Origin of the sequence: Streptomyces sp. NPDC091289 (assembly GCF_044757365.1) — a bacterium.
Taxonomy (GTDB): domain Bacteria; phylum Actinomycetota; class Actinomycetes; order Streptomycetales; family Streptomycetaceae; genus Streptomyces.
In genome coordinates, this window is record NZ_JBIVUT010000025.1 from 82,806 (window position 1) to 108,461 (window position 25,656).

Below are 25,656 nucleotides of genomic sequence, written 5' to 3' on the forward strand. Positions count from 1 at the left end.
GTGAGCGGGAGGCGTGCACACATGGGCATGAGCGTGACCATCTCGGCGGCGACGGCACAGGACGTCGAGCAGATATTCAGACTTCAGTACCTCTGCTTCCAGCGCGAGGCGGAGCTGTACGACAACTACCGGATCGACCCGCTCGTCCAGAGCCTCGATTCGCTGCGCGCCGAAGTCGCCGACGACCTGGTGTTCGTGGCCAGGCTCGGGGACGAAGTCGTCGGCTCGGTCCGAGGATTCACCGACCCCGAGGGCACGGGCCTCATCGGCAAGCTCTGCGTCCACCCCCGGCTCCAGGGCCACGGCCTCGGCGCCCGGCTGCTGCTGGCCGCCGAGTCCGCGCTGACCGCCGAGCGGGCGGCGACCCGCTACCGGCTGCACAGCGGCCACCGCAGCGAGAGCAATCTGCGGCTCTACCGGAAGGCCGGATACGCCCAGGTCGGGGCCGTCACAGGAGCCGACGGCGTACGCCTCATCCTGCTGGAGAAGGACGCCGCCGACCGGGACTACGTGGCCAGCGCCTGACCGTGCGCCGCGCGCGGCGGGACGGAACGGGAGACCCTCAGACCGCCACCGTCTTCGCGCGGCGCAGCCAGATCATCCCGGTGACCGGCAGGATCACCGGGATGAAGAGGTAGCCCATCCCGAAGTCCGACCACACGGTCGCGTCCGGGAAGGCGGCCGGCTCGGCCAGCGTCCACGCGCCGACGACCAGCACGCCCAGCAGCTCCGCGGCACAGCACACCAGCGCCGCCCTGCGGGCCTTCTCCCCACCGCGCACCAGCGAGTACGTGATGAAGCCGTACACCACGGCCGCGACGGCCGACAGCACGTACGCCAGCGGCGCCCGGTCGAAATCGATGATGATCTGGACGATCGAGCGTGAGGCCGCCGCGACCGTGAACACCCCGTAGAACCAGACCAGGACCCGGCCCGGACCGGTGCCCAGCTCGAAGGCCGGCTTCGGGGCCGTGGCCACCTCGGGGCGGTCGGTGTCGCTCACGTCAGTTTCCCCAGATGTCATAGAGCCGGACTTCCAGCACCGCCAGCACGATCGCGCCCGCCGCCACCGTGATCGAGCCCCAGCGGGTCCGCTCGGTCAACGACAGGAATCCGGCCGCGGGCACGGCGGCGAACGAACCGATCAGATAGGCGATGAACACCGCCATCCCCTGCTCCGGCCGCTCCCCGCGCGCCAGCTGCACGACGCCCACCACCAACTGGGCCAGCGCCAGCACGGTGACGACCGCCATCCCGATGAAGTGCCAGTCCTTCGTCGGCTGGTCCCGGTAGGCGGCGTGTCCGCACCAGGCGGCGAGGGCGAGCGCGGCCACGGCGACCGCGACCGTCAGGGCGTCAAGCATGAGTCGAGGGTATTACGGACGGAACGCCCGCCCGCGTGCGGCCCCGGCCACCACGGAGGCGACCACGACCCCGGCGCCGAGCACCGTGGCCTTGGCCACAACCGGCGGACGAAGTTCCGCTCCCCGGCCACCCGGGCGGCACTGAACGTACCCCCGCAACACCCTTGTCATCGCAGGTCACAGACGCGTACGGGGCGGAGGGCGGCAGAACCGGAAGGGTGGCGTCCGACCATCCAGCACTGTCCGCTATCCGGACAGCCGGGATCGCGGAGACCTCACGTCTGTTTTACTTGGCCCATGACCACGACGAGCAGCCGCACCCTTGCGACCGAGGCGATCAGCACGCCCGGTGCTCGTTGTATGTGTCGAATGCGCGCCTTCTGAGGGCCCCCGCCCGATCCTCGCGCCCCGAAGCGAGACCGAGCCCGCGCCGTCCGCACCCCGCGGAAATGAGCGCGCCCGCGCATGTGCTGCCCCCCGGCCGACCGCCGCGTACAGCCATGCCGAGACCCCCGGCCGAACAGCCCGAACAGTCTCTTCGGACGAATGCCCCGTGCCCGGCGGACACCGCGCCGCGCACTCGACAGTGACGGAAACCCCTGTGATCACCACGACGGGCCTCACGAAGGTCTACCAGTCGCGCGACCGTGAGGTCACCGCACTCGACGGCGTCGACCTGCACGTCCGCGAAGGCGAGGTGTACGGCGTCATCGGACAGAGCGGCGCCGGAAAGTCCTCCCTCATCCGCTGCGTCAACCTCCTGGAACGCCCCACCTCCGGCACCGTGACGGTGGCCGGCCAGGACCTCACCGCGCTGGCCGGCCGCGGCCGGCGGGCGAGCGCCGAGCTGCGCCGGGCGCGCACCCGCATCGGCATGGTCTTCCAGCACTTCAACCTGCTGGACTCCCGCACCGTCCTGGACAACGTGGAACTGCCGCTGGAGATCCTCGGGATATCCGGCCAGGAGCGCACCCGCAAGGCCAAGGACCTCCTCGACCTGGTCGGCCTCGCCGACAAGGCGAAGGCCTACCCCGGTCAGCTCTCCGGCGGCCAGAAGCAGCGCGTGGGCATAGCCCGCGCCCTGGCGGGCGACCCCCAGGTGCTGCTCTCGGACGAGGCGACCTCCGCGCTCGACCCCGAGACCACCCGCTCCATCCTCCAGCTGCTGCGCGACCTCAACCAGCAGCTCGGCCTGACCGTCCTGCTCATCACCCACGAGATGGACGTCGTCAAGACCATCTGCGACTCCGCCGCCCTCATGCAGCGCGGCCGGATCGTCGAGTCCGGAACCGTCGGCGAACTCCTCGCCACCCCCGGCTCCGAACTGGCCCACGAGCTGTTCCCGGTCGGCGGGACCGCCTCCGGCCCGGACCGCACGGTCGTCGACGTCACCTTCCAGGGGGAGTCGGCCTCCCAGCCGGTCATCTCCCAGCTCTCCCGTACGTACAACATCGACATCTCGATCCTCGGCGCCGCGATGGACACCGTCGGCGGCAAGCAGATCGGCCGGATGCGCATCGAGCTGCCCGGCCGCTTCGAGGAGAACGTCGTCCCCATCGGCTTCCTGCGCGAGCAGGGCCTCCAGGCCGAGGTCGTCGAGGACGCGAACGCTCCGCAGGACACCATCACCGTCGTGCCGGAGCAGCAGACGCCCGCCCCGCTCACCAAGGAGGCCGTCAAGTGACCTGGTCCGAAATGCAGCCCCTGCTGACCCAGGGCACCGTCGACACCCTCTACATGGTGCTGTGGTCCGCGCTGGTCACCGTCGCCGGCGGACTGCCGCTCGGCGTTCTGCTGGTCCTCACCGACAAGGGCGGACTGCTCCAGAACACCGTGGTGAACAAGGTCATCGGCGTGATCGTGAACATCGGCCGCTCGCTGCCGTTCATCATCCTGCTGATCGCCCTGATCCCCTTCACCACCTGGGTCGTCGGCACCTTCATCGGCCCCACCGCGATGATCGTGCCGCTCGCCGTCGGCGCCATCCCGTTCTTCGCCCGGCTCGTCGAGACGGCGATCCGCGAGGTCGACCACGGACTCGTCGAAGCGGTCCAGTCGATGGGCGGTTCCATCCCCACGATCGTCCGCAAGGTGCTCCTCCCGCAGGCCCTGCCCTCGCTCGTCTCGGGTGTCACGACCACCCTCATCGTGCTCATCGGCTACTCCGCGATGGCCGGTGCGGTCGGCGGCGAAGGGCTCGGCTCCAAGGCCGTCACCTACGGATTCCAGCGCTTCGACAACCAGTTCATGCTGATCACCGTCGCGCTGCTGATCGTCATCGTCACCGTGATCCAGCTGATCGGCGACCTCACCGTCCGGCTGCTGGCCCGCCGCGGCCGCACCGTCTCCTGAGGCCACCGGCCCCCCCCGACTTTCTTCCCCACCGAGCCCGAACTCCTTGTCCGGGCGCACCACCACCACAAGAAAGAGGCACTTTTCGTGCGCAAGAACATCAAGATCACCGCAGCTGTCGCTTCCGCCGCCGCCCTCGCCCTGGGCCTGAGCGCCTGCGGTACGGACTCCGACCCGGCGTCCAAGAGCGAGACCGGCGCGAAGGCCGACACCTCCAAGGCCCTGGTCGTCGCCGCGTCCCCGACGCCGCACGCCGACATCCTGAACTTCGTCAAGAAGAACCTGGCGGAGAAGGAGGGCCTCAAGCTGGAGGTCAAGGAGTTCACGGACTACGTCCTGCCGAACACCGCCACCCAGGACGGCCAGGTCGACGCCAACTTCTTCCAGCACAAGCCCTACCTGGACGACTTCAACGCGAAGCAGAAGACCACCATCGTGCCCGTGGTCGACGTGCACCTGGAGCCGCTCGGCCTCTACTCCAAGAAGGTCAAGGACCTCAAGGACATCAAGGCCGGCCAGACCATCGCCGTCCCCAACGACACCACCAACGGCGGCCGCGCCCTCCAGCTGCTCGCCGAGAACGGCCTGATCACCCTCAAGGACGGCGTCGGCACCAGCGCCAAGCTGAGCGACATCACCGACAAGAAGGGCCTGGAGTTCAAGGAGCTGGAGGCCGCCACCGTGCCCCGCGCCCTGAACGACGTGGACGCCGCCGTCATCAACGGCAACTACGCCATCGAGGCCAAGCTCTCCCCGGCCAAGGACTCCCTCGCCCTGGAGAAGGCCGAGGGCAACCCGTACGCCAACTTCCTGGCGGTCAAGGCCGGCAACGAGAAGGACCCGCGCGTCGAGAAGCTCGCGAAGCTCCTCAACTCCGACGAGGTCAAGAAGTTCATCGAGGACACCTACCAGGGCTCGATCGTCCCGGCCTTCGGTACCCCCGCCAAGTCCTGACGCCTGCCCGGCACTTGCCGACCGAGCCCCGCACTTCCCTCCCCGGAGGTGCGGGGCTCCGTCGTGCCGACCCGCCCATGCACAAGGCGGACCCGATGCTGCATGCTGTGCTTTTACCCGGTCTTCGGCATGGAGCTGCGCATGACTACCACCTTTCCGTCCATCTCCATCAGTACGGACAGGTTGGTGATGCGCCCCTTCGAGATGGCCGACATCCCCGCGTACATCGAGATGATGAACGACGAGATGGTCACCGCCTGGATGGACGGGCCGAACCCCTACACCCAGGTCGACGCCGAACGCTGGGTCCGCAGGATCGCTCCTGCCGAACGCACCGCCGGCCACGGCATCGCCCTCGCCGTCACCGAATTCCTCACCCAGCGGCTCGTCGGCAGCGTCCGCCTGCTCAACACCGACTGGCGCACCCGGGCCACCGAGGTCCGCTACATCACCGCCCCCTGGGCCCGCGGCGAGGGGTACGCCACCGAATCCGTGCTCGCCATAGCCGAATGGCTCTTCCGCGACCAGGGCTTCGAACGCATCGAGCTGCGCACCCCCGCCGACAACACCGCATCCCAGCAGGTCGCCCAGAAGCTCGGCTGCATCAGCGAGGGCGTCCTGCGCAACGCCCGCATCGCCCGCACCCGGACCGAGAACGGCACCGACGGCGGCTGGACCGACATCCGCACCGACCTGATCGTCTGGGGACTCCTCCCCGAGGACCTGGAAGGCGTCGCCGAACAGCTCGCCGACGCCGGCGACTACGGCACGTACAACGACTGGCGTTAGCACCCGAGGCCACCCGCGGGCCCACGGTCCCGACCGGATAGCCTCACCCTGCCCGGCAGTGCACGGGCACACGCCCCGCTCCCTCCGACACCCCAGGAGACAGACGACGATGGCCGACCGGGTCACGGTGATCGGCTGGGACGGCTCGCCACTGACCAGAGCGGCCACGGCCGCACTCTCGGCCGCCACGCTCGTCGCGGGCGCCGCCCACCACCTCGCCCTGCCGGAAGTGCCCCCGAACGCCGAACGCATCCGCCTCGGCAGCGTCGACCTGGCCGCCCGCAGGATCGCCGGACACCGCGGCAGCGCCGTGGTCCTCGCCGACGGCGACCCCGGCTTCTTCGGCGTCGTCCGCACACTCCGCGCCCGCGAACACGGCCTGGAGGTCGAGGTCGTCCCCGCCGTCTCCTCCGTGGCCACCGCCTTCGCCCGGGCCGGCATGCCCTGGGACGACGCCCAGATCGTCGTCGCCCACCCCCGCACCCTGCGCCGCGCGGTCAACGTCTGCCGGGCCCACCACAAGGTCGCCGTCCTCACCTCGCCGGGCGCCGGACCCGCCGAACTGGCCCTCCTCCTCGACGGGATCCACCGCACCTTCGTCATCTGCGAGGAACTCGGCACCGACCGCGAGCGCGTCACCGTCCTCACCTCCGACAAAGCGGCCGACCACGTCTGGCGCGACCCCAACGTCGTCATCGTCATCGGCGGCGGCCCCGAGACCACCGCCGTCGGCGCCTGGATCGCCGGCCGCCAGCCCGCCTACCCCCAGGGGATACGGGGCTGGGCCCTGCCCGCCGAGGCCTACCGGGCCGCCGGGGCCGAGCGGATGCAGGAGTCCGGCGAAGGCGAGTTCCCCGGCCTGCGGGCCGCCCAGCTCGCCCGCCTCGGCCCCCGCACCGGCGACCTGGTCTGGGACATCGGGTCCGGCAGCGGCGCCCTGGCCGTCGAGGCGGCCCGCTTCGGCGCGGCGGTCCTCGCCGTGGACGCCGACCCGGCCGCCTGCGCCCGCACCGAGGCCGCCGCCCGCGCCTTCGGCGTCCCCGTCCAGGTCGTCCGCGGCCGCGCCCCGCACGTCCTGGAACGGCTGCCCGAACCGGACGTCGTACGGATCGGCGGCGGGGGAGTGCCGGTGGCCACCGCGGTCGCCGACCGCCGCCCCGAACGCATCGTGACCCACGCCTCGACCCGGGACGAGGCCGAGGCCCTCGGTGGGGCGCTCACCGGCAACGGCTATACGGTCGAATGCGCCCTGCTCCAGTCCGTCGACCTGGACACCACCGCCTGGACCGAGCGCGAAAGGTCGGTCGTGTTCCTGCTGTCCGCACGGCGTTCGGACCTCGCCCCCTGACCCGTTCGGCCCGGTACGCGAGGTAGGCTGGCCGATTGTTGTACCGCGCCCGGCCGTTCGTCGCTTCGTTCGTCAATGTCCGGAAAAGTGGACCGTTTTGGTCCGCACTGTGGTACGGCACCACCCGGGGGACGCGCAACGTGGCGCAGTCCACAGTGAGCCGTGGCAGAACTGCCTGTCGCGGCGGCGAACGGCCGCGAGAATAGGAAGCTCCGCGGGCGTTTCGTGCCGCGCGGCGAGCCCGCTCGTTCTTGATGACGAGCACCGGCGTGCCGTGGTTCGGCGTCCCGGGCGAAGGGCCGAAGGAGCACTGACGATGGGCGAGGGGTACGCATGACTGACACCGGCCAGATCCCGGGCGAGGGACTGCCGGAGAACGCAGGCATGGTGGAGCAGCCGGGCATCCCCGCCCCGGACGCGTACACCTTCCTCGACCCCTCCGAGCACACCCCCGAGGACGACGACCTTCTGCTGATGCCGACCTCCCAGGGCGCCTGGAGCGACCCGCAGGCCGCCCCGGCCCCCGCACAGGGCCAGCCCGGCGCGCCGGCCGCGCAGCCGCTCGCGCCGGAGAACGGTGGGCAGCAGCCCCAGCCCCAGGTTCCCGCGCAGCAGCTCCAGTCCGCCCCGGCCCCCGCTGCCGCCGAGACGCACGGCACCCATGAGTCCGGTGGCCGCGACACCGGCTCCGTGGACCTCAACGGCGTACGGATCCCGGCGCCCGCGCAGGCGCCGGCACCGGTCGGCGCCCACGCGGCCGCCGCTCCCGCCCGTCGCCCCCTGCACCGGGGCCCCGCCTCCGCCGAGGCCCCGACGTACGGCGGTACGCAGGGCGGCGTCGTGCGCTCGCTGGCCGACCGCGGCCCGGCCGGAGCCACCCGGACCGCCGCTCCCGCACGCCACGCGGGCCCACCGACGACGGGCCCCGAGTACTTCGACATCCCGGCCGAGGACCCCTCGGCCCTGCCGGGCCCGCAGCTGGGCGAGATCCCGCCGCAGGCCGGCGCCCCGTGGGGGGCCCAGCCGGCGCAGCCGGAGCCGGAGCAGGCCGTCGCGGAGGCGGCGGTCGCAGAGGCGGTTCAGCCGCTGGAGCAGCCGGCCGAGGCCGAGCAGCCGGTGGCGGAGCCCGCGGTGGCCGAGCAGCCGGTGGCCGAGCCGCTCGTCGCGGAGCCTGCGGTGGCCGAGGCCCAGGCCGAGCAGTCGGTCGAGGCGGCCCAGGTGGTTCCGCCGGTTCAGCCGGTTCAGTCGGCCGAGCCGGTGACGGTGTCCGCCCCGGTGGCTGAGGTGGCTGAGGTGGCTGAGGCGGCCCCGGTCGAGCATCTGGACCAGGCGACGCAGCCGACGCAGCCGGACCAGGCGGTGCAGGCCGCTGCCGCTGCGCAGCCGGAGTCGGCCCCGGAGGCCGTTCCGGCAGAAACGGTCGTTCCCGAGCCGGTCGTTCCCGAGCCGGCCGCCGCCGTGGAGCTGCCTTCCGCCGGACCGGTCGTCGTCCCGGCGCCCGAGGCGACCCAGCCGGAGACTCCTGCGGACGCACCTGTCCAGCACCCGGCCGACGAGATGGCGGCCACCTCCGAGGCGCACGCCGTGGCGGTGGCCCCGGAGCCCGAGGCACAGGCCGCCCCGGCGGAGACCCCTGCCCCCGAACTCCAGGTCCAGGCTCAGCCCCAGGCCCAGACCCCGGCCCCGGCACAGGCTCCGCCCGTCGCCGAGCCGGTGGTACGGCCCGAGCAGGAACAGCCTGTGCCGGTGGTGCTGCCCGAGCAGGAGCAGCCCGTCGAGCCGGCCCCCGAGCCGGTGCCGGCCGTAGCGGTGACCGAGATCCCGGAGGCCGTCGCGGTTCCGGAGCCGGTGACCGAGAGCCCGGTCGCCCCCGAGCCGGTACAGCCCGAGCCCGTCGCCGAGGAGCCCGTGGCTGAGGCGGTGGCCCAGCAGCTCCCCGTAACGGAGCAGGAAGCCACCCCGGCCCCGGCCCCCGAGCCGGCAGAGGCAACGACGGCAGTAGCGGCAGCAGAAGCCGAAGCAGAGGCAGAGGCAGAAGCAGCCCAAGTGGTCGCGCCCGACGCCGAGGACGGCACCGGCCCCGAGGTCATCGAGACCCCGGAGCTCCCGGAGCCGCTGGAGCCCGCCCAGCAGACGGAGCCCGCCGCCCCGCAGACACAGGCCGAGGCACCGCAGGACACCGAGGCACCGCAGACGCAGGCCGACGCACCGCAGCAGGCCGTGCCGACAGAGCAGCCCGAGGAGCCCGCCGAGCCGTTCACCCCGCCCGCCCCCGGCTACGACGACGCCGAACGGGAAGCGGTGCTCCGGGTCATGCGCGAGCGCCGGGACATCCGCAACGGCTTCCGCAGCGACCCGATTCCGCACGAGGTCCTGCTCCGGGTGCTGGAGGCGGCGCACACCGCGCCGAGCGTCGGCCACTCGCAGCCGTGGGACTTCGTCGTCATCCGCTCGGCGGAGACGCGTCGCTCCATGCACGAACTGGCCCAGAGCCAGCGCGACGCCTACGCCAAATCGCTGCCCAAGGGCCGGGCGAAGCAGTTCAAGGAACTGAAGATCGAGGCGATCCTCGACACCCCGGTCAACATCGTCGTGACCGCCGACCCCACCCGCGGCGGGCGCCACACCCTCGGCCGGCACACCCAGCCGCAGATGGCGCCGTACTCCTCGGCCCTCGCCGTCGAGAACCTGTGGCTCGCGGCCCGCGCCGAGGGCCTCGGCGTCGGCTGGGTCAGCTTCTTCGACGAGCGGGAGATGGTGCGGGCCCTGGGCCTGCCCGAGCACCTCGAAGTGGTCGCCTATCTCTGCGTCGGTTACGTCGACGAGTTCCCCGAGGAGCCCGAGCTGATGCAGGCGGGCTGGTCGAAGCGCCGCCCGCTGTCGTGGGTCGTCCACGAGGAGACGTACGGCCGTCGCGCGCTGCCCGGCGCCGAACCGCACGACCTGCTGCAGGAGACGATCTCGGCGATCCGCCCGCTGGACGCGAAGGCGCTCGGCGAGGCGTGGGAACGCCAGAAGCGGATGACGAAGCCCGCCGGCGCGCTCGGCATGCTGGAGATCATCTCCGCGCAGCTGTCCGGGCTCTCCCGGATGTGCCCGCCGCCGATCCCGGAGCCCGCGGCCGTCGCGATCTTCGCCGGTGACCACGGGGTGCACGCCCAGGGCGTCACCGCCTGGCCGCAGGAGGTCACCGCCCAGATGGTGGCGAACTTCCTGGGCGGCGGAGCCGTCTGCAACGCGTTCGCGGCCCAGGTCGGCGCGGAGGTCTGCGTCGTGGACGTCGGCGTGGCCTCGGACCTGCCCGCGACCCCCGGCCTGCTGCCCCGCAAGGTGCGCCCGGGGACGGCGGACTTCACGACGGGCCCCGCGCTCAGCCGCGATGAGGTCCTCGCCGCGATCGAGGTGGGCATCGAGACCGCCCGCGACCTGGTGGCGGCGGGCAACAAGGCCCTGCTCACCGGCGAGATGGGCATCGCCAACACCACCGCGTCGGCCGCGCTGATCTGCGTGTACACGGGGATCGACGCCTCCGAGGTGACCGGCCGGGGGACCGGCATCAACGACGAGATGCACGCCCGCAAGGTCGACGTCGTCCGCCGCGCCCTCGACCTGCACCAGCCGGACCCGGCCGACCCGATCGGCGTGCTCGCGGCGGTCGGCGGCCTGGAGCACGCGGCGATGGCCGGCTTCCTCCTCGGCGGAGCCTCCCTGCGTACGCCGGTGATCCTGGACGGCGTGAGCGCGGGCGCGGCGGCCCTGGTCGCCCGCGCCATCGCGCCCGAGGCACTGGCCGCCTGCATCGCGGGCCACCGCAGCGCGGAGCCCGGCCACGTCGCCGCGCTCAACAAGCTGGGCCTGCGCCCGCTGGTCGACCTCGACCTGCGCCTGGGCGAGGGCACCGGCGCGCTGCTGGCGCTCCCGATCGTGCAGAGCGCGGCGCGCGCGATGCACGAGGTGGCGACGTTCGACTCGGCGGGCGTAACGGAGAAGTAGGGCGCCACCCGGCCGGTCTTTGGAAGTTCCTGCCCCGCTCCCCGCTCCCCGCTCCCCGCTCCCCGCTCCTGTCCAGAGGCTTGGGCATATCCAGCCCCTCCGGCGCTTGAGGAGCGGGGTCCGGGGCGGAGCCCCGGTTTCGGGAAGGGGCGGGTAGGGGAGAGGGCCCGCCGCAGGCGGGGGGGGGCCCCCCCCCCCCCCCCCCCGGGGGCGCCCCCCCCCCCCCCCCCCCCCCCCCCCCCCCCCCCCCCCGCCACTCCCGTCCACCGCCCACCGTCCACCGTCCGCCGTCCGCCGCCCGACGGGGCGGCTCGCGACGGCCAGGTCACTCCTGGGGGAGCATCCCGTTCCGCAGCTTGCCCAGCATCCGGCTCAGCAGCCGGGACACATGCATCTGCGATATCCCGAGCTCCGCGCCGATCTGCGCCTGGGTCATCTCCTGGCCGAAACGCATGTCGATGATCCGGCGCTCCCGCTCGTCCAGTTCGCCCAGCAGGGGTGCGAGTGCGTGGAGGTTCTCCACGGTCTCCATGGCGGGGTCCGGCTCGCCCAGCACATCGGCGAAGGTCCGTCCCGCGTTCTGACCGGGCCCGGCCTCGGCGGTGTCGGTCGGCATGTCCAGGGAGCCCGCCGTGTAGCCGTTGGAGGCGACGATCCCCTCCGTGACCTCGGACTCCTCGATCCCCAGGTCCTCTGCCAGTTCCCGCACCGTGGGGTCCCGGTCGAGGTCGCCCGCCAGGGACTCCTTCGCCTTGGCGAGGTCGACCCGCAGCTCCTGGAGACGCCGCGGCACATGCACCGCCCAGCTCGTGTCACGGAAGAACCGCTTGATCTCCCCGACGATGTACGGCACCGCGAATGACGTGAACTCGACCTCCCGCGAGAGGTCGAAGCGGTCGATCGCCTTGATCAGCCCGATGGTGCCGACCTGGATGATGTCCTCCATGTCGCCGCTGCCACGGTTACGGAAGCGGTTGGCGGCGAAGCGGACGAGGGACAGGTTCATCTCGATGAGGGTGTTGCGCGCGTACTGGTACTCGTGCGTGCCCTCCTCCAGGACCTGGAGGCGGTCGAAGAAGAGACGTGACAGCCGGCGCGCGTCCATCGGGGCGATCTTCCCGGCATCCTCGATCCACGGAAGAAGCTCCTCGGTGGCGGCCGCCCGCTCCGTACCGGCCGTCCGCGCGGTCCGCGCGGTCTGCGCACTGTGCACGGTCATGTCGCTTCACGCTCCCTGGTTCCTGGTTCGTGGGCCCTGAGGTCTGTTCGCCTTCCCGGGGGCGCGCTTCTCATGCGCGGCGGAGGGAGTTGATCCGGCCACACGGTGCGAGTGGGCCGGAAGCAGGCCTGGTTCGGTTCTGAGGTGCCGTCACCTGAAGGGCGGGCCAAGGGCACCGGCCACGGAGGCGCAAAGAACCGCCCCACCGGTACGGGGGAGCCCGGTGGGGCGGTCGCCACCAGAGTGCCACAGGCGGGCGGCCGTTGGGACCGCAGCGGCGCGTATTGGCCTACGGATGAGTCGATTTCGCCGCTCGCCCACGCGGGCGCGCGCCGGGGCAATCTGCACGCCCCCTTGATTGCGGTGTGATGAACAGACTCCCCTCGCGGAATACGTGCCGGACCCACCGGCTTTCCGCTTTTGGCGGGGCATAGCCCCCCGGCGCCGGGCACCCGCCGTCCGGGGGACCGGGCGACCGCCGCCGAGGAACCGCGCGAAGCGAAGGACGGAACGAGGAAGACCATGACCCAGAACCCCACCCGGCCCCGGCCCCGGACCGATGCCCCCTCCCGGCTCCATCCGCTGGACAACCCCGCCCGGTCCTCGCTCACCGGTCCGCACGCCCACTTCGCCGAGAGCCGCGGGCGGATCCTGCGCTATCCCGTCGACGTCTCCCCCTGGATCGCGCTGCCCGACGCCCCGGAGGACCAGGACTGGGCGGATCTCGCGGCGCTCGCCGGGCCGGGCGGTTCCGTCGCCCTGGCCGCGCTCCAGGCACCGCCGCCGCCGGACTGGGAGATCGTCTTCCGGGCCGATGGCGTCCAGCTGGTCGACGACTCGGTGGACGCGGCACCCGACCCGGAGGCGGTCCGGCTGGGCCCGCAGGACGTGCCGGAGATGCTGGACCTGGTGGCGCGCACCCGCCCCGGCCCCTTCCTGCCGCGCACGGTCGAGATGGGTACGTATCTGGGCATCCGCCGGGGCGGCACCCTGGTGGCGATGGCGGGGGAGCGGCTGCACCCGCCCGGCTGGACCGAGATCAGCGGCGTCTGCACCGACGAGTCCGTACGGGGGCAGGGGCTGGCGAGCCGGCTGGTCCTGGCGGTCGCACACGGCGTCCGGGAGCGCGGCGAGACGCCGTTCCTGCATGCCTCCGCCTCCAACACCGGAGCCGTACGGCTCTACGAGTCCCTCGGCTTCCGGCTCCGCCGGCGTACGGAATTCCTCGCCGCCCTCGTCCCCGCCACGCTCCCGTCGGCCGACGGGACCCGCAGCCCCTCGCTGCGCTGACCGGGTGGCCGAAAACGGGCGCCGGTGCCGGTAGGGCGGGACCTGAGTCACCCCGTACCGGGGCGGAGGTCCCGGGCCGGAAGTCCCGAGCGGGACCTTCGGCGCCCGCTCGGGGCCCTAAGCCCTCCTGCGCGGACGTCCGCACCCCGGTCAACTGGAAGGGACCGGCCGAAACTGCGGGCGGCGCCGAGAGACCAGCGGGAGGACAGGCCGTGCCCATGAGGTTGCTGGACATGGCACAGAAGCGGAGCGAGGTACGGCGCCGGAGCGGTGCCGGGCCCGGCCCGGACACGGGCATCGAGGCGGCGTCCCGGAGCCGGATCGGCAACGGGGCGCTGGTCTGCGGTCTTGCACTGCTGACGGTGCTGGTCGTGTTCCTCGACGTCAGAACGGGCAACGACCTGCGGGTGGTCCCGCTGCTCGTGGTCGTCCCGGCGCTGGCCTCCGTCTACTGCAGTCTCCGCCAGACGATCTGGGTCGCGGTGTGGATCACCACGGTCGTCGTCGGCTTCCGGGTCGGCGCGGACGGGACCTTCTGGGACTTCGTCTTCGGCATCGGCTTCGCCGTACTGGCCTGCGCCCTCGGGGTCGCCGCCTGCGCCGCACGTATCCGGCACGCCACCGAGATGGCGCGGCTGCGGTCCGCCGCCGTCACCCTGCAGCGCCAGATCCTGCGGCCGCTCCCCGTCGTGACCGACCACGTCTTCGCGCACGGGCTCTACGAGCCGATCGAGGAGGACCGCTTCGTCGGCGGCGACATCTACGAGGTCGTCGAGTCGCCCTACGGGACCCGCGTGATCATCGGGGACGTCCAGGGCAAGGGGCTCGCGGCCATCGGCGCCGGATTCGCGGCCATCGCCGCGTTCCGCGAGGCGGCCATCCGCGAACCCACGCTCACCGGTGTGGTGGAGGCGCTGGAGGACGCCGTCGTCCGGCACAACGTGTTCTCCGCCCAGACCGGTGAGACCGAACGCTTCGTCACCGCGCTCGTGCTCGGGTTCGACGGGAGCGGCCGGGTGGAGGCCGTGAACTGCGGCCACCTCCCGCCGCGCCTGCTGCACGACGGCCGGACCTCGGCCGTCACGCTCCATCGGACGTACGTCCCCCTCGGCCTCGCCGGACTCAGCCGGGAGGCCCGGACGACCGAGTCCTTCGACTTCCCGCGGGGCGCGACGCTCCTCGTCGTCACCGACGGGGTGACCGAGGCCCGCGACGCCGCCGGTGACTTCTACCCGCTGGACGAGCGGATCGGGTCCTGGGCCGGGCACGGGCCCCGCGAACTGCTCGACGCGCTCCACGTCGATCTGGAGGACTTCTCCGGAGGCGTCCGGCGCGACGATGTCGCCGCGCTCGCCCTGCGCCGCGCCACCGCCGACGGAAGCGGGCGGCCCGGGGCCGCCGACGAGGCGGCCCTGCGCGTAGCGGCGGTCTGACCTCCGGCACGAGACGAGTGATGTCCCCACGAGACTGATGTCTCGTGGGGACATTTTCAGGTGTACGGTGCATGTATGACTCCGGAACGGAAGATCCCGGAACGGCGCAGCCGCAAGGCGCGCCGCACCCGCGACACCCTGGCGCAGGCCGCGTTCGAGCTGGTGCTCGACCGGGGGCTGCGGAACGTGACGGTCGAGGAGATCGCGGAAGCCGCGGACGTCGACCGCCGTACGTTCAGCCGGTACTTCACGAGCAAGGAGGCCGCCGCCCTCGACTCCCTGCGGGGCGACGGCGACCGCATCAACGCGGCCCTCCGCGCCCGCCCGGCCCCGGAACCCCCGCTCCTCGCCTACCGGCGGGCCGTCCTCGACTGGCTCGCCGACCCCGGGGCGGAGCCCTGGCACCGCCGCCCCCGGATCTTCGACCTGCTGGTCGTCGCCGAGGAGGAACCGACCCTCTACGCCGTCTTCCACCACATCCGGGTGGACGCCCAGGAGGACTCGGTCGCCATCGTCGCCGACCGGCTCGGCGTCGATCCGCGGCAGGACATCCGGCCCGCCGTGACCGTCGCCGCGGGAGCGGGCGCCTTGCTCGCCGCCCAGGCCGCCTGGGTGCGCGGGGGCCGCCCGGACGCCCTGCCCGACCTGGTCACCGAGGCATTCGACGCGCTCTCCGCCGACCTGCTCGGCGCACCGCGCCCCGCTCCGGAGCAGCACCGCACCACAGAAGCAGCAGAAACAGCAGAAACAGCAGAAACAGCAGAAACAGCAGCAGAACAAGCAGCAGCAGAAACAGAGGCACCCTCATGAGCACCCCCACCGAGCACAGCTCCACCCCTGCGGCCTCGACATCGACATCGACCTCGGCTTCGGCCGAATTCGAGGGCCGCACCGCCCTCGTCACCGGCGGCGCCTCCGGCATCGGCCTCGCCCTGGCCCGGCGGCTCGCCGCCGGCGGTGCGGCGGTCGTCGTCGCCGACCACGACGAGGGGAACGCGCGCAAGGCCGCGGCCGAGCTGGAGAGCACCGGAGCCAGGGCCGCCGCCGTCGCGATGGATGTCACCGACCCGGCCTCCGTCGAAGCGGGCGTGCGGTTCGCGGTGGACACCTTCGGCGCCCTGCACCTGGCCGTGAACAACGCCGGCATCGCGGGCCCCAGCAGCCCCACCGGTGAGTACCCGGTCGAGGACTGGAACCGCGTCGTCGCCACCAACCTCAGCGGCGTCTTCCACTCGATGCGCTACGAACTGCCCGCCATCGTCGCCGCGGGCGGCGGCGCGATCGTCAACATGTCCTCCATCCTCGGCACCAACGGCTTCGCGGGATCGCCCGCCTACGTCGCGGCCAAGCACGGCGTCGTCGGCCTCACCAAGACCGCGGCGCTCGAGTACGCCGGGCAGAACGTCCGGATCAACGCGGTCGGCCCCGGCTTCATCGACACCCCGCTCCTGCGGAACACCGACCCGGGGGCCCGCGAGCACCTGATCTCCCTGCACCCGGCCGGACGCCTCGGCACCGCCGAGGAGGTCGCCGAACTCGCCGCCTTCCTGCTCTCCGACAAGGCCTCCTTCATCCACGGCAGCTACCACCTCGTGGACGGCGGCTACTCCGCTCCGTGACCGGAGCCCTGTGACGGAGCCCTGTGACGGAGCCCGAGTGGCGCACGGGGGACACAGGGGCGACAAAGGGAGCGACGAACACACGGGGCGACAAGAGAGCAAGTAAAGAAGAGAAGAAGCGAGGAAAGCACCCATGAGAGCCGTTCAGTACCGAGCCGCAGGCGCCGCCCCCGAGGTGGTCACCGTCCCGGACCCCGAGCCCGGCCCCGGCCAGGTCCTGCTGAAGGTCACCGCCGCCGGCGTCTGCCACTCCGACATCGCCGTGATGAGTTGGCCCGCCGACCAGATCCCCTTCCCGCTGCCCCTCACGCTGGGCCACGAGGGCGTCGGCACGGTCGCCGCCCTCGGTGACGGCGTCGACGGCTTCGCGGTCGGCGACTCCGTCGCGGTGTACGGGCCCTGGGGCTGCGGCACCTGTGTGAACTGCGCCGAGGGCAAGGAGAACTACTGCCTGCGCGCCAAGGAGCTCGGCATCATGCCGCCCGGACTCGGCGCACCCGGCGCGATGGCCGAGTACATGATCGTCGACGACCCCCGCCACCTGATCGCGATCGGCGACCTCGACCCGGTGAAGACGGTGCCCCTCACCGACGCCGGACTCACCCCGTACCACGCGATCGTGCGCTCCCTGGCGAAGCTGGTGCCCGGCTCCACCGCCGTCGTCATCGGCACCGGCGGCCTCGGTCACGTCGCGATCCAGCTGCTGCGCGCCATGACGGCCGCCCGGGTGATCGCCCTCGACGTCACCGAGGACAAGCTCGCCCTGGCCAGGACCGTCGGCGCGCACGAAGCCGTCCTCTCCGACGAGAAGGCGGCCGCCCGCGTCCTGGAACTGACCGGCGGACTCGGCGCCCATGTGGTCCTCGACTTCGTCGGAGCGCCGCCCACCGTGCGGACGGCCGGAGCCGTCGCCCGCGTGGACGGCGACGTCACCATCGTCGGCATCGGCGGCGGCGCGCTCCCGGTCGGCTTCGGGACGCTTCCGTACGGAGCCAACGTCTGCGCCCCCTACTGGGGCTCGCGCAAGGAGCTCGCCGAGGTCCTCGACCTGGCCCACGCCGGGGCGGTGGACGTCCATGTGGAGACGTACTCCCTCGACGAGGCCCCGCTCGCCTACGAGCGCCTGCACGACGGCAGGATCAACGGCCGGGCCGTCATCCTCCCCAACGGCTGAACTCCTCGGGGCGGGCGGAAACTCTCGGCAGGTCCGCCCGCCCGCCGTTAGACTGGCCGACATGGGTTCGTACCGCTTCTACTTCTTCCGCTGATTCCCGGCCCGGACGGCCGCCGCGCGCCGCACCACGCGTCCCGCTGAGACGCCCGGTGACGCTGACGATGTCACCGTCACCCCGCGCGCCCGCCGCCGTCCCCTCCGCCGTCCGGCATCCACGCCCCGCCACCGCGCGTCTCCGCACGCGCCGCCGCGGGCCGTCACCCAGGAAACAGGGAAAAGGCACCCATGCACCCCCAGCGCGACCGCGCCCAACTGGCCATGAAGGACGTCTCCAAGGCGTACGGGGACCGCTCCGTACTCGACCAGGTGACCCTCACCGTCCGGCCCGGTGAGAAGACCGCCGTCATCGGCGAGAACGGCTCCGGAAAGTCCACCCTGCTCCGGCTGCTGGCCGGAACGGAACAACCGGACACCGGAGAGATCACCGTCCGGTTCCCCGGCTCCACCGGCTACCTCGCCCAGACCCTCGACCTCGACCCGGCCGACACCGTGCAGGACGCCGTCGACGCGGCGCTCGCCGAACTGCGCGACCTCGAGCACCGTATCCGCGCGGCGGAGGCGGGCCTCTCGGAGCGGAAGCCCGGCGACCCGGGGCCCACCGACGAAGAACTCGCCGCGTACGGAGACCTCCTCACCGCCTACGAGGACCGCGACGGCTACCGGGCGGACGCCCGCACCGAAGCGGCTCTGCACGGACTGGGCCTCGCCCACCTCACCCGGGACCGCGCCCTCGCCACACTCTCCGGCGGCGAGCAGTCCCGGCTCGCCCTCGCCTGCGTCCTGGCCGCCGCCCCGGAGCTGCTGCTGCTCGACGAGCCGACCAACCACCTCGACGCCCGCGCCGTCGGCTGGCTGGAGGACCACCTGCGCGCCCACCGGGGCACCGTCGTGGCGATCACCCACGACCGGGCGTTCCTGGAGCGCGTCACCTCGGTGATCCTGGAGGTCGACCGGGACCTGCGCACGGTCACCCGGTACGGGGACGGCTGGGACGGCTACCGCACCGCCAAGGCCGCCGCCCGCCGCCGCTGGGTCCAGGCGCGCGAGGAGTACCTGGCGGACCTGGCCCGCACCGAGGAGCTGGTCGAGGCGGCCGGAGCGCGGCTCGCGGCCACCGGAGGGGACCCGAAACAGGGCTTCGGCAAGCACCGCCGCTCGCACGAGGCGAAGCTGTCCGGCCAGGTCAGAGCCGCCCGGACCCGGCTGGACGCCCTGCGCAGGTCTCCCGTGCCGCCCCCGCCCCGCCCGCTCGCCTTCACCGGCCGCCCGGCCGTGGCCACCGGCACCGGCGCGGCGGACCCCGCGATGAGCGTCACCGGGGCCGGTGCGGCGGGCGGCGCGAGGACACTCGTCGAGCTGGACGCCGTCTCCGTCGGGGACCGCCTCCACCTCCCCTCCCTGCGCGTGGCATCGGGCGCCCGCCTCCTGGTGACCGGGGAGAACGGGGCCGGCAAGACCACCCTGCTGCGGGTCCTCGCGGGCGACCTGGCCCCCGACACGGGCACGGTCACCCGCCACGCCCGCATCGGCTACCTCCCGCAGGAACTGCCCGCCCGGCCGACCCGGCGCACCCTGCTCGCCACCTTCGCGGCGGGCCGCCCCGGCTTCCCCGACGAGTACGCCGACGAGCTCCTGGCCCTCGGCCTGTTCCGCCCCGAGGACCTCGACGTGCCCGTCGCGTCGCTCTCCGTCGGCCAGCAGCGCAGGCTGGCCCTGGCCCGGCTGGTGACCCGGCCGGCCGATCTGCTGGTGCTGGACGAGCCGACGAACCACATCGCGCTGAGCCTGGTCGAGGAGCTGGAGCAGGCCCTCGACCAGTACCCGGGCGCGGTCGTCGTCGTCTCGCACGACCGCAGCTTCCGGTCCCGCTTCACCGGCGACGTCCTGGAACTGCGGGCCGGCCGCCAGGTGGGCACGGTTCCGGTCCCGGCCCCGGCCTACGCGTCGGAGGAGGAGGCCGTCCCGCGCACCTGAGCGCGCAGCCGGTCGACGAACACCCGCTGACCGGCGATCAGCCGCTCGGCGGCCTGCTCCGGCGTGCACCAGGCGAACCGGTCCATCTCCGGGAACTCCTGCTGCACGCCGGACCCGCGCGGCCACTCCATCGTGAACGTCCCCGGCACGACGGACGCCACATCCAGCTCCGCCTCCAGGGCCCACACGGTCACCGTCTTGCCGCTGCGCTGCCGGGACTCGCCGAGCGCGATCCACTCACCCGGCGGCACCGGAACGCCGAGCTCCTCCGTGAACTCCCGGCGGGCGGCCGCCTCCGCGCTCTCCTCCGACCCGTACTCGCCCTTCGGCACCGACCAGGCGGCCGCCTCCCGCCCCGCCCAGAACGGCCCGCCCATGTGCCCGATCAGCACCTCGACATCCCGCTCGCCCCCGGCGTCCGTGACCCGGAAGAGAAGAAGCCCCGCACTGCGCCTGCCGGTCGACATGGCGTCAAGTCTGCTGCGGCGGAGTGCGGGGCGCCAGGCGAGGCGTCACGTCTTGCGGTAGCCGTACGCCTCCGAGGCCGCCGCCTCCACCGCGGCGAGGTCGCCGCCCGACGAGGCGGTCACCACGGCGGCCACCGCGCCCTCCAGGAACGGCGCGTCCACGAGCCGGGTGTTCTCGGGCAGCTCGTCGCCCTCGGCGAGCATGGCCTTCACCGTGAGGACCGCGCTCCCCAGATCGACCAGGACCGCGACGCCCGCACCCCGGTCCACCGAGGCGGCGGCCCGGCCGATCAGCTCCGCGCTCGTCCCGAGCCCGCCGTTCGGCAGCCCGCCGGCCGGGGCGACCGGCGCGGTCACCCCTCCGGCGGCGAGCCCCCGGGCCAGCTCGGCGACCGACTCGGCGACCGGACCGCTGTGGGAGACCAGCACGATGCCCACCTGCGCCTCGCCGCTCATGCGCCCGCTCCGTCCGCCGCGGTCGCCGCCAGGGCCTCGACCAGCAGCGCCGACGAGGTCGCGCCCGGGTCCTGATGCCCGATGCTGCGCTCGCCGAGATAGCTGGCCCGGCCCTTGCGTGCCTGCAACGGCACCGTCGCCTCCGCTCCCGCACGGGCCGCGTTCGCGGCGCCGTCGAACGAGGTGGCGAGGGCCTCCGCCGCGGGCAGCAACGCGTCGAGCATCGTCTTGTCCCCGCCCTGCGCGCCGCCCAGCTGCCCCACCGCGGCGACCCCCGCCGCGAACGCCTGGGCGAGCTGCTCCTGCGTCACCTCGGCATCGTCCCCGAGCGCCTTGCCCGTACGGCGCAGCAACGTCCCGTACAGCGGTCCGGACGCCCCGCCGACGGTGGAGATGAGCTGCCGCCCGGCCAGGGTGAGCACCGCACCGGGAGTGGCGGGGGCGTCCTTCTCGAGCACTGCCGTCACCGCCGTGAAGCCGCGCTGGAGGTTGCTGCCGTGATCGGCGTCCCCGATCGCCGAGTCCAGCTCGGTCAGATGGTTCGCCTCACGCTCCACGGACGCCGCGACAGCGGTCATCCAGCGGCGGAAGAAGTCGGTGTCGAGCACATGATCTCCTGTTCCTCGGTCCCGCCGGAACGGATCGTCCCGGCGGCACGGGCAGTGCGGTACGGGCAGTACGGCCGGCCGACCCCGCACCGGGGGTCGCGTACCCGGTCACGGGATCCGCCGGCGAATCGTCAGCAGCCCCAGCGGAGCGCGGCCGTCCGCACGGGCGCGTCCCACAGTCGCAGCAGCTCCTCGTCGACCTGGCACAGCGTCACCGAGCAGCCTGCCATGTCGAGCGACGTCACATAGTTCCCCACGAGCGTACGAGCCACCGCGACGCCCCGCTCGGACAGGACCCGGTGGACCTCGGCGTTGAACCCGTACAGCTCCAGCAGCGGTGTCGCACCCATGCCGTTCACCAGCGCCAGCACCGGACCGGTGGGGCGCAGATCCTCCAGCACCGCGTTCACGGCGAAGTCGGCGATCTCCCCGGACGTCATCATCGGCCGCCGCTCACGGCCCGGCTCCCCATGGATCCCGATGCCCAACTCCAGTTCCCCGGTGGGCAGATCGAAGGTGGGGCTGCCCTTGGCCGGTGTGGTGACGGCGCCGAGCGCCACCCCGAAACTGCGCGAGGCCCCGTTCACCTGCCGCGCGACCGCGGCCACCCGCTCCAGCGGAGCGCCCTCGTCCGCCAGCGCTCCGGCGATCTTCTCGACGAACAGCGTCGCTCCCGTACCGCGCCGCCCGGCGGTGAACGTGCTGTCGCTCACGGCCACGTCGTCGTCCACCACCACCTGGGCGACCTGGACCCCCTCGTCCTCGGCGAGCTCGGCGGCCATCTCGAAGTTGAGCACGTCACCGGTGTAGTTCTTGACGACGAACAGCACGCCCGCCCCACTGTCGACGGCGGCCGCCGCCCGCACCATCTGATCCGGCACGGGGGAGGTGAACACCTCCCCGGGGCAGGCGGCCGACAGCATCCCGGGCCCGACGAACCCGGCGTGCAGCGGCTCGTGCCCGGACCCGCCCCCGGAGACGAGGCCCACCTTCCCCGCCACGGGCGCGTCCCGCCGGGCGACGACCCGGTTCTCCACATCGACGGTCAGCTCGGGATGCGCGGCCGCGATGCCCCGCAGGGCATCGGCGACCACGGTCTCGGGAACGTTGATCAACATTTTCATGTCTGTCTCCTGGTGGGCTCAGCAGAGGGCTTCGGGATCTGCGTTCTGCCTGGCGGGACGGGATGAAGGGAAGGGGTGATCCTGGCGGTCCACGGCGGTCGAAGGCGTACCGTAGCGGTACGGACGCTGACTGCTCGCCGACCTTCTCGACCGCTCCTCACCCAACTCTAGGACGCGACCTCCGCTCATGGCGGGAAGCCGATCAAGGTCTCACCCGGGCCCGGGTGAGACCAGGCTGCCCGGGTCTGCCGTTTGCTTGTTCGGTTAGGGTGGCCTTGCCTGGCGTGTGGACCCGGGCGTTCGGGTTCCGGTGCCGCGGGCGGGAGCCCGGCGGACAGAACAGGCAGGGGCGAAGCGCAGGTGAGAGACGGTGACTGGGCGCGTGCGCGTCGTGCGCCCGGTGGGGCGGGAGCGCCCGTGCGGGTGACGGGGGACGTGGGTTTCGGGTCGGCGCCCGGGACGGGGCGTCGTGGATAAGATCGCGCTCGCGGCCGGAGCCCTGTATGTCATCGTCCTGCTGCGCGCCGGAGGGACGTTCGCCGTCGGATGGCTCGCCGGTGCCGGCGCCCGGCGCGGCAGGTTCGCCGGGCGGATCTCTTCGGCGAAGTTCCGGCGTGCCGAGCGGGCGATCCAGCGGTGGGGAGCGCCGGTGGTGGCCGTCTCCTTCCTGACGGTCGGCTTCCAGACCGCCGCCAACTTCCTCGCGGGCACCATGCGCATGCCGTTGTCGCGCTACCTCCCCGCTCTGTTCGTGGGCGGAGCGGCCTGGTCGCTGATCTACGCGACTGCGGGGCTCGGCGTGTTCAAGGTGCTGGGAAGACTTTTCGCCGAGCGGACGGCCTTCGGGGTGTCCGCCGTGGCAGTGGTCCTGCTCGCGGTGTGCGGGGTGGTGGTGTACCGCAGAAGAAGGGCGGTCCCGTCCTCGTCCTCGGGTGACGCCGCGGCCGACGCATCGTGAGCCCGTCGGTGACCGCGTGCTGCACGGCACCGCCGGTTGACGTGCGCGGCGGACACCGATGTGCTGTTCCGATGAACGATCTTCGTATCCGAGCGGTGGATGACGCCTCGATCCGCGATTGGCAGTACGTCCACAACCTGATCATCCCCGGCGACGTGCTGTCGCTCGACGACGTCCGTGCCCGCACCGGCCGAAACCGCATGGAGGTCGCCTACCTCGGCGACGTCCTGATCGGATGTACCACCGTGCGCCCGCCGACCGAGGGCAACGGCGCCACCGCGACGGTCATCGCGCGCGTTCTGCCCGAGCACCGCCGCCGCGGGTTCGGCACTCGGCTCTACGAGCGCGCCCTGGGCCAGGCCCGTGAGCTGGACGCTCAGGTGATCGAGACGGTGGTACTGGCGTCCAATACGGACGGGCTGCGCTTCGCCGAACAGCACGGTTTCGTCGAGCTCGAACGCTATCTGCTGCGCGAGGGGGACACCGTGCACTGGATCGACCTGCGTCTGAGCTGATCCGCCGGACATCGCGCGGCGGAACTGTTCCGAACCGCGGAGCGACCACTCGGGGCCGCCGCCTGTTCCGCCATCCCCCGCAAGGAGTACGTACGTTGTCGTCATCATCCGGGTCCGGCCTGGTCGCAGGTATGGAGCGTCATCAGGTCGCCGTCTATGTGGGGGCCCTGGCCGCCGGGGGCCTGGTGGGCTGGGCCGCCCCCGGTGCGGGGCCGGGCCTGGAGCACGCGATCAACCCGGTGCTGGCCGCGCTGCTGTACGTGACGTTCCTCCAGGTGCCCGCCGCTGAGCTGGTCCGCTCGGTGCGGGCGGGCCGGTTCCTGGCCGCGACGCTGGTGGTGAACTTCGTCGTCGTGCCGCTCGTGGTCGCCGCGATGTTCACCTTCCTCCCGGACGACCAGGCCGTCCGCCTCGGCGTGCTGCTGGTCCTCCTGGCCCCGTGCATCGACTACGTGATCGTCTTCAGCGGACTCGCCGGCGGCAGCAGCGAACGCCTGCTCGCCGCCACCCCGTTGCTCCTCCTCGCCCAGATGGTGCTGCTGCCCGTCTACCTGTTCCTGTTCATGGGCCCGGACCTGGCCGACGTGGTGGAGGCCGGGCCGTTCGTCGAGGCGTTCGTCGTACTGATCGTCATCCCGCTCGCGCTGGCCTGGCTCACCCAGGCGTGGGCCGCGCGCCGCCCGGCCGGACAGAAGGCCGCCGACGCGGTGGGCACGACGATGGTGCCGCTGATGGCCGCCGTCCTGCTCACCGTGGTCGCCTCCCAGGTACCGAAGCTCAGCGACTCCGGCAGCCTGGGGGACGTGGGCCGTGTCGTGCCGTTCTACGTCGCGTTCCTCGTCGTGATGGCGTTCGCCGGGTTCGGCGTCGCCCGTCTGTTCCGGCTGCCGGCCCGGGACGGGCGGGCGATCGTCTTCACCGGCGCGACCCGCAACTCCCTGGTCGTCCTGCCCCTCGCCCTGGCGCTGCCGGACGCGCTGGCCGTCGCCGCGGTGGTCGTGGTCACCCAGACCCTGGTCGAGGTGATCGGCATGGTGATCTACGTCCGGGCCGTCCCCCGACTGCTGCCGCTCCGGGGCTGATCCGCACGGGCCGCCGGGCGCCCGGCGGCCCGTGTCCGGTGGCCGCGTCGCTGCCCCGGCCTGCCGATTCGGTCAGCAGCCGGGGTCGTCATGACGGCTCTCCTCGGCGAGGCCGGTGAAGGGGATGGGGCAGCACGCGCTGGACGCGCAGACGGTCAGGTCGTCGCAGCCCGCGTCGACGGCGGCGGCCAGAGTGGTACGGATCGTGGTCAGGTCCGCGATCTTCGCGTCGACCTCGGCGAGCTTCGTCGCGGCCCGCTCCCGCAGGCCGGCGGCCGGGCGGCCGTGGCGGTGACGGCCGGTCTCCAGCAGCTCGGCGACCTCCTCCAGCGTGAACCCGAGACGTTGCGCGGCCTTGATCACCCGCAGCGTGGTCACCGCGTCCTGGTCGTACACCCGGTGTCCGCCGTTGGTTCGCTGCGGCTCGGCCAGCAGCCCCCGGCGTTCGTAGTAGCGCAGCGTCTGGACGTTGACCCCGGCCGCCTCGGCCACCTGCCCGCTGCGCAGGCCCTGGCTCACCGCCGTGCCCCCGCGCCCGCCCTCACGGAGAGGGCCTCCAGAACCGCCGCGTGGGCCCGGTCCACGGAGATGTCCAGGTGAACCAGGTCGCTGCCCCTGGTGACGGTGAAGGTGAAGAACGAGCAGCAGGCGCCCTCGCGCGACGCCAGTTCACGGACCCGTTCCGCCACCCCCGGACCGTCCGCCAGGTCGAGGCGTAGCCGCAGCGAGTTCGGGCGGGACAGTGCGGTCAGCCGCTCGGCGAACAGGGCGTCCCACTCGGCGACCCGCAGGGGCCGCTCCTCGGTGGGCAGGGTGCAGGACGGCGGTACCCAGGCCGGCTCGGTCATCGTGCTCACTCCTGTCGCCATGGCCCAGC

General features: G+C 72.7%; 25 protein-coding genes. 16 read left to right on the forward strand and 9 right to left on the reverse strand.

Annotated features, from left to right (window positions below):
* The first annotated feature begins 21 nt into the window (after positions 1-21).
* Positions 22-525 (forward strand): GNAT family N-acetyltransferase, encoded by a 504-nt coding sequence (locus ACIQPT_RS29615; protein WP_401160250.1) that lies wholly within the window; start codon positions 22-24, stop codon positions 523-525.
* 37 nt (positions 526-562) lie between these two features.
* Here ACIQPT_RS29615 and ACIQPT_RS29620 read toward each other — a convergent pair whose 3' ends face one another.
* Together ACIQPT_RS29620 and ACIQPT_RS29625 are read right to left on the reverse strand one after the other, a co-directional pair.
* Positions 563-1,003 (reverse strand): hypothetical protein, encoded by a 441-nt coding sequence (locus ACIQPT_RS29620; RefSeq protein ID WP_401160252.1) that lies wholly within the window; start codon positions 1,001-1,003, stop codon positions 563-565.
* A gap of 1 nt (position 1,004) precedes the next feature.
* Positions 1,005-1,364, reverse strand: coding sequence for a hypothetical protein (locus tag ACIQPT_RS29625; protein ID WP_401160254.1), 360 nt, complete (start codon positions 1,362-1,364; stop codon positions 1,005-1,007).
* A 601-nt stretch (positions 1,365-1,965) separates the two neighbouring features.
* Here ACIQPT_RS29625 and ACIQPT_RS29630 point away from each other — a divergent pair.
* The 6 genes from ACIQPT_RS29630 to cobT all read left to right on the forward strand — a co-directional run bounded on the left by ACIQPT_RS29630 (position 1,966) and on the right by cobT (position 10,800).
* Positions 1,966-3,048, forward strand: coding sequence for a methionine ABC transporter ATP-binding protein (locus ACIQPT_RS29630; protein WP_401160256.1), 1,083 nt, complete (start codon positions 1,966-1,968; stop codon positions 3,046-3,048).
* Positions 3,045-3,716 (forward strand): methionine ABC transporter permease, encoded by a 672-nt coding sequence (locus ACIQPT_RS29635; protein ID WP_401160258.1) that lies wholly within the window; start codon positions 3,045-3,047, stop codon positions 3,714-3,716. The genes ACIQPT_RS29630 and ACIQPT_RS29635 overlap by 4 nt, the downstream gene beginning before the upstream one ends.
* Positions 3,717-3,803: 87 nt before the next feature.
* Complete coding sequence (locus ACIQPT_RS29640; RefSeq protein ID WP_401160260.1) at positions 3,804-4,670, forward strand: MetQ/NlpA family ABC transporter substrate-binding protein; 867 nt, start codon at positions 3,804-3,806, stop codon at positions 4,668-4,670.
* A gap of 102 nt (positions 4,671-4,772) precedes the next feature.
* On the forward strand, positions 4,773-5,459 hold the full coding sequence (locus tag ACIQPT_RS29645; RefSeq protein WP_401160261.1) for a GNAT family N-acetyltransferase: 687 nt from the start codon (positions 4,773-4,775) through the stop codon (positions 5,457-5,459).
* 109 nt (positions 5,460-5,568) lie between these two features.
* Positions 5,569-6,807: a precorrin-6y C5,15-methyltransferase (decarboxylating) subunit CbiE gene (cbiE, locus tag ACIQPT_RS29650; protein ID WP_401160263.1), complete on the forward strand. Its 1,239-nt coding sequence runs from the start codon at positions 5,569-5,571 to the stop codon at positions 6,805-6,807.
* A gap of 333 nt (positions 6,808-7,140) precedes the next feature.
* A complete protein-coding gene (cobT, locus tag ACIQPT_RS29655; RefSeq protein WP_401160265.1) occupies positions 7,141-10,800 on the forward strand; it encodes a nicotinate-nucleotide--dimethylbenzimidazole phosphoribosyltransferase in 3,660 nt (1,219 codons plus the stop codon).
* Positions 10,801-11,125: 325 nt separating this feature from the next.
* On the opposite strand, the gene ACIQPT_RS29660 is transcribed toward cobT, so the two are convergent.
* Entirely contained in the window at positions 11,126-12,019 is an 894-nt protein-coding gene (locus ACIQPT_RS29660) for an RNA polymerase sigma factor SigF (RefSeq protein ID WP_401160267.1), read from the reverse strand.
* 522 nt (positions 12,020-12,541) lie between these two features.
* On the opposite strand from ACIQPT_RS29660, the gene ACIQPT_RS29665 reads away from it, so the two are divergent.
* From ACIQPT_RS29665 to ACIQPT_RS29690, 6 genes are all read left to right on the forward strand, one after another.
* Positions 12,542-13,309, forward strand: coding sequence for a GNAT family N-acetyltransferase (locus ACIQPT_RS29665; protein ID WP_401160269.1), 768 nt, complete (start codon positions 12,542-12,544; stop codon positions 13,307-13,309).
* Between the two features lie 233 nt (positions 13,310-13,542).
* Positions 13,543-14,742, forward strand: coding sequence for a PP2C family protein-serine/threonine phosphatase (locus ACIQPT_RS29670; protein ID WP_401160271.1), 1,200 nt, complete (start codon positions 13,543-13,545; stop codon positions 14,740-14,742).
* A 75-nt stretch (positions 14,743-14,817) separates the two neighbouring features.
* Complete coding sequence (locus ACIQPT_RS29675; RefSeq protein ID WP_401160273.1) at positions 14,818-15,552, forward strand: TetR family transcriptional regulator; 735 nt, start codon at positions 14,818-14,820, stop codon at positions 15,550-15,552.
* Positions 15,549-16,361, forward strand: coding sequence for an SDR family NAD(P)-dependent oxidoreductase (locus ACIQPT_RS29680; RefSeq protein WP_401160274.1), 813 nt, complete (start codon positions 15,549-15,551; stop codon positions 16,359-16,361). The genes ACIQPT_RS29675 and ACIQPT_RS29680 overlap by 4 nt, the downstream gene beginning before the upstream one ends.
* Positions 16,362-16,494: 133 nt before the next feature.
* The gene (locus ACIQPT_RS29685; RefSeq protein WP_401160276.1) at positions 16,495-17,535 is read left to right on the forward strand and encodes an NAD(P)-dependent alcohol dehydrogenase; all 1,041 of its coding nucleotides are present in this window, start codon (positions 16,495-16,497) and stop codon (positions 17,533-17,535) included.
* Between the two features lie 285 nt (positions 17,536-17,820).
* The gene (locus ACIQPT_RS29690; protein WP_401160277.1) at positions 17,821-19,569 is read left to right on the forward strand and encodes an ABC-F family ATP-binding cassette domain-containing protein; all 1,749 of its coding nucleotides are present in this window, start codon (positions 17,821-17,823) and stop codon (positions 19,567-19,569) included.
* Here the strand turns inward: ACIQPT_RS29690 and ACIQPT_RS29695 are convergent.
* The 4 genes from ACIQPT_RS29695 to dhaK form a co-directional block, all read right to left on the reverse strand.
* Entirely contained in the window at positions 19,533-20,036 is a 504-nt protein-coding gene (locus tag ACIQPT_RS29695; RefSeq protein ID WP_401160279.1) for an NUDIX domain-containing protein, read from the reverse strand. The genes ACIQPT_RS29690 and ACIQPT_RS29695 overlap by 37 nt on opposite strands.
* A gap of 45 nt (positions 20,037-20,081) precedes the next feature.
* Positions 20,082-20,492: a PTS-dependent dihydroxyacetone kinase phosphotransferase subunit DhaM gene (locus tag ACIQPT_RS29700; RefSeq protein WP_401160281.1), complete on the reverse strand. Its 411-nt coding sequence runs from the start codon at positions 20,490-20,492 to the stop codon at positions 20,082-20,084.
* Entirely contained in the window at positions 20,489-21,100 is a 612-nt protein-coding gene (gene dhaL, locus ACIQPT_RS29705; RefSeq protein WP_401160283.1) for a dihydroxyacetone kinase subunit DhaL, read from the reverse strand. Before dhaL ends, ACIQPT_RS29700 begins: the two co-directional genes overlap by 4 nt.
* A 131-nt stretch (positions 21,101-21,231) precedes the next feature.
* Complete coding sequence (dhaK, locus tag ACIQPT_RS29710; protein WP_401160285.1) at positions 21,232-22,224, reverse strand: dihydroxyacetone kinase subunit DhaK; 993 nt, start codon at positions 22,222-22,224, stop codon at positions 21,232-21,234.
* Positions 22,225-22,693: 469 nt separating this feature from the next.
* Here dhaK and ACIQPT_RS29715 point away from each other — a divergent pair, with 469 nt between their 5' ends.
* The 3 genes from ACIQPT_RS29715 to ACIQPT_RS29725 all read left to right on the forward strand — a co-directional run bounded on the left by ACIQPT_RS29715 (position 22,694) and on the right by ACIQPT_RS29725 (position 24,779).
* A complete protein-coding gene (locus tag ACIQPT_RS29715; protein ID WP_401160287.1) occupies positions 22,694-23,182 on the forward strand; it encodes a DedA family protein in 489 nt (162 codons plus the stop codon).
* A gap of 71 nt (positions 23,183-23,253) precedes the next feature.
* Entirely contained in the window at positions 23,254-23,697 is a 444-nt protein-coding gene (locus ACIQPT_RS29720; RefSeq protein WP_401160289.1) for a GNAT family N-acetyltransferase, read from the forward strand.
* Positions 23,698-23,828: 131 nt separating this feature from the next.
* Positions 23,829-24,779 carry an arsenic resistance protein gene (locus ACIQPT_RS29725; protein WP_401160346.1) on the forward strand — a complete coding sequence of 317 codons (951 nt, stop codon included), beginning with the start codon at positions 23,829-23,831 and terminating at the stop codon, positions 24,777-24,779.
* Between the two features lie 72 nt (positions 24,780-24,851).
* Here the strand turns inward: ACIQPT_RS29725 and ACIQPT_RS29730 are convergent, their stop codons facing one another.
* Together ACIQPT_RS29730 and ACIQPT_RS29735 are read right to left on the reverse strand one after the other, a co-directional pair.
* A complete protein-coding gene (locus ACIQPT_RS29730) occupies positions 24,852-25,298 on the reverse strand; it encodes a MerR family transcriptional regulator (protein ID WP_401160291.1) in 447 nt (148 codons plus the stop codon).
* On the reverse strand, positions 25,295-25,627 hold the full coding sequence (locus ACIQPT_RS29735) for a hypothetical protein (RefSeq protein ID WP_401160293.1): 333 nt from the start codon (positions 25,625-25,627) through the stop codon (positions 25,295-25,297). Before ACIQPT_RS29735 ends, ACIQPT_RS29730 begins: the two co-directional genes overlap by 4 nt.
* Positions 25,628-25,656: the final 29 nt, after the last annotated feature.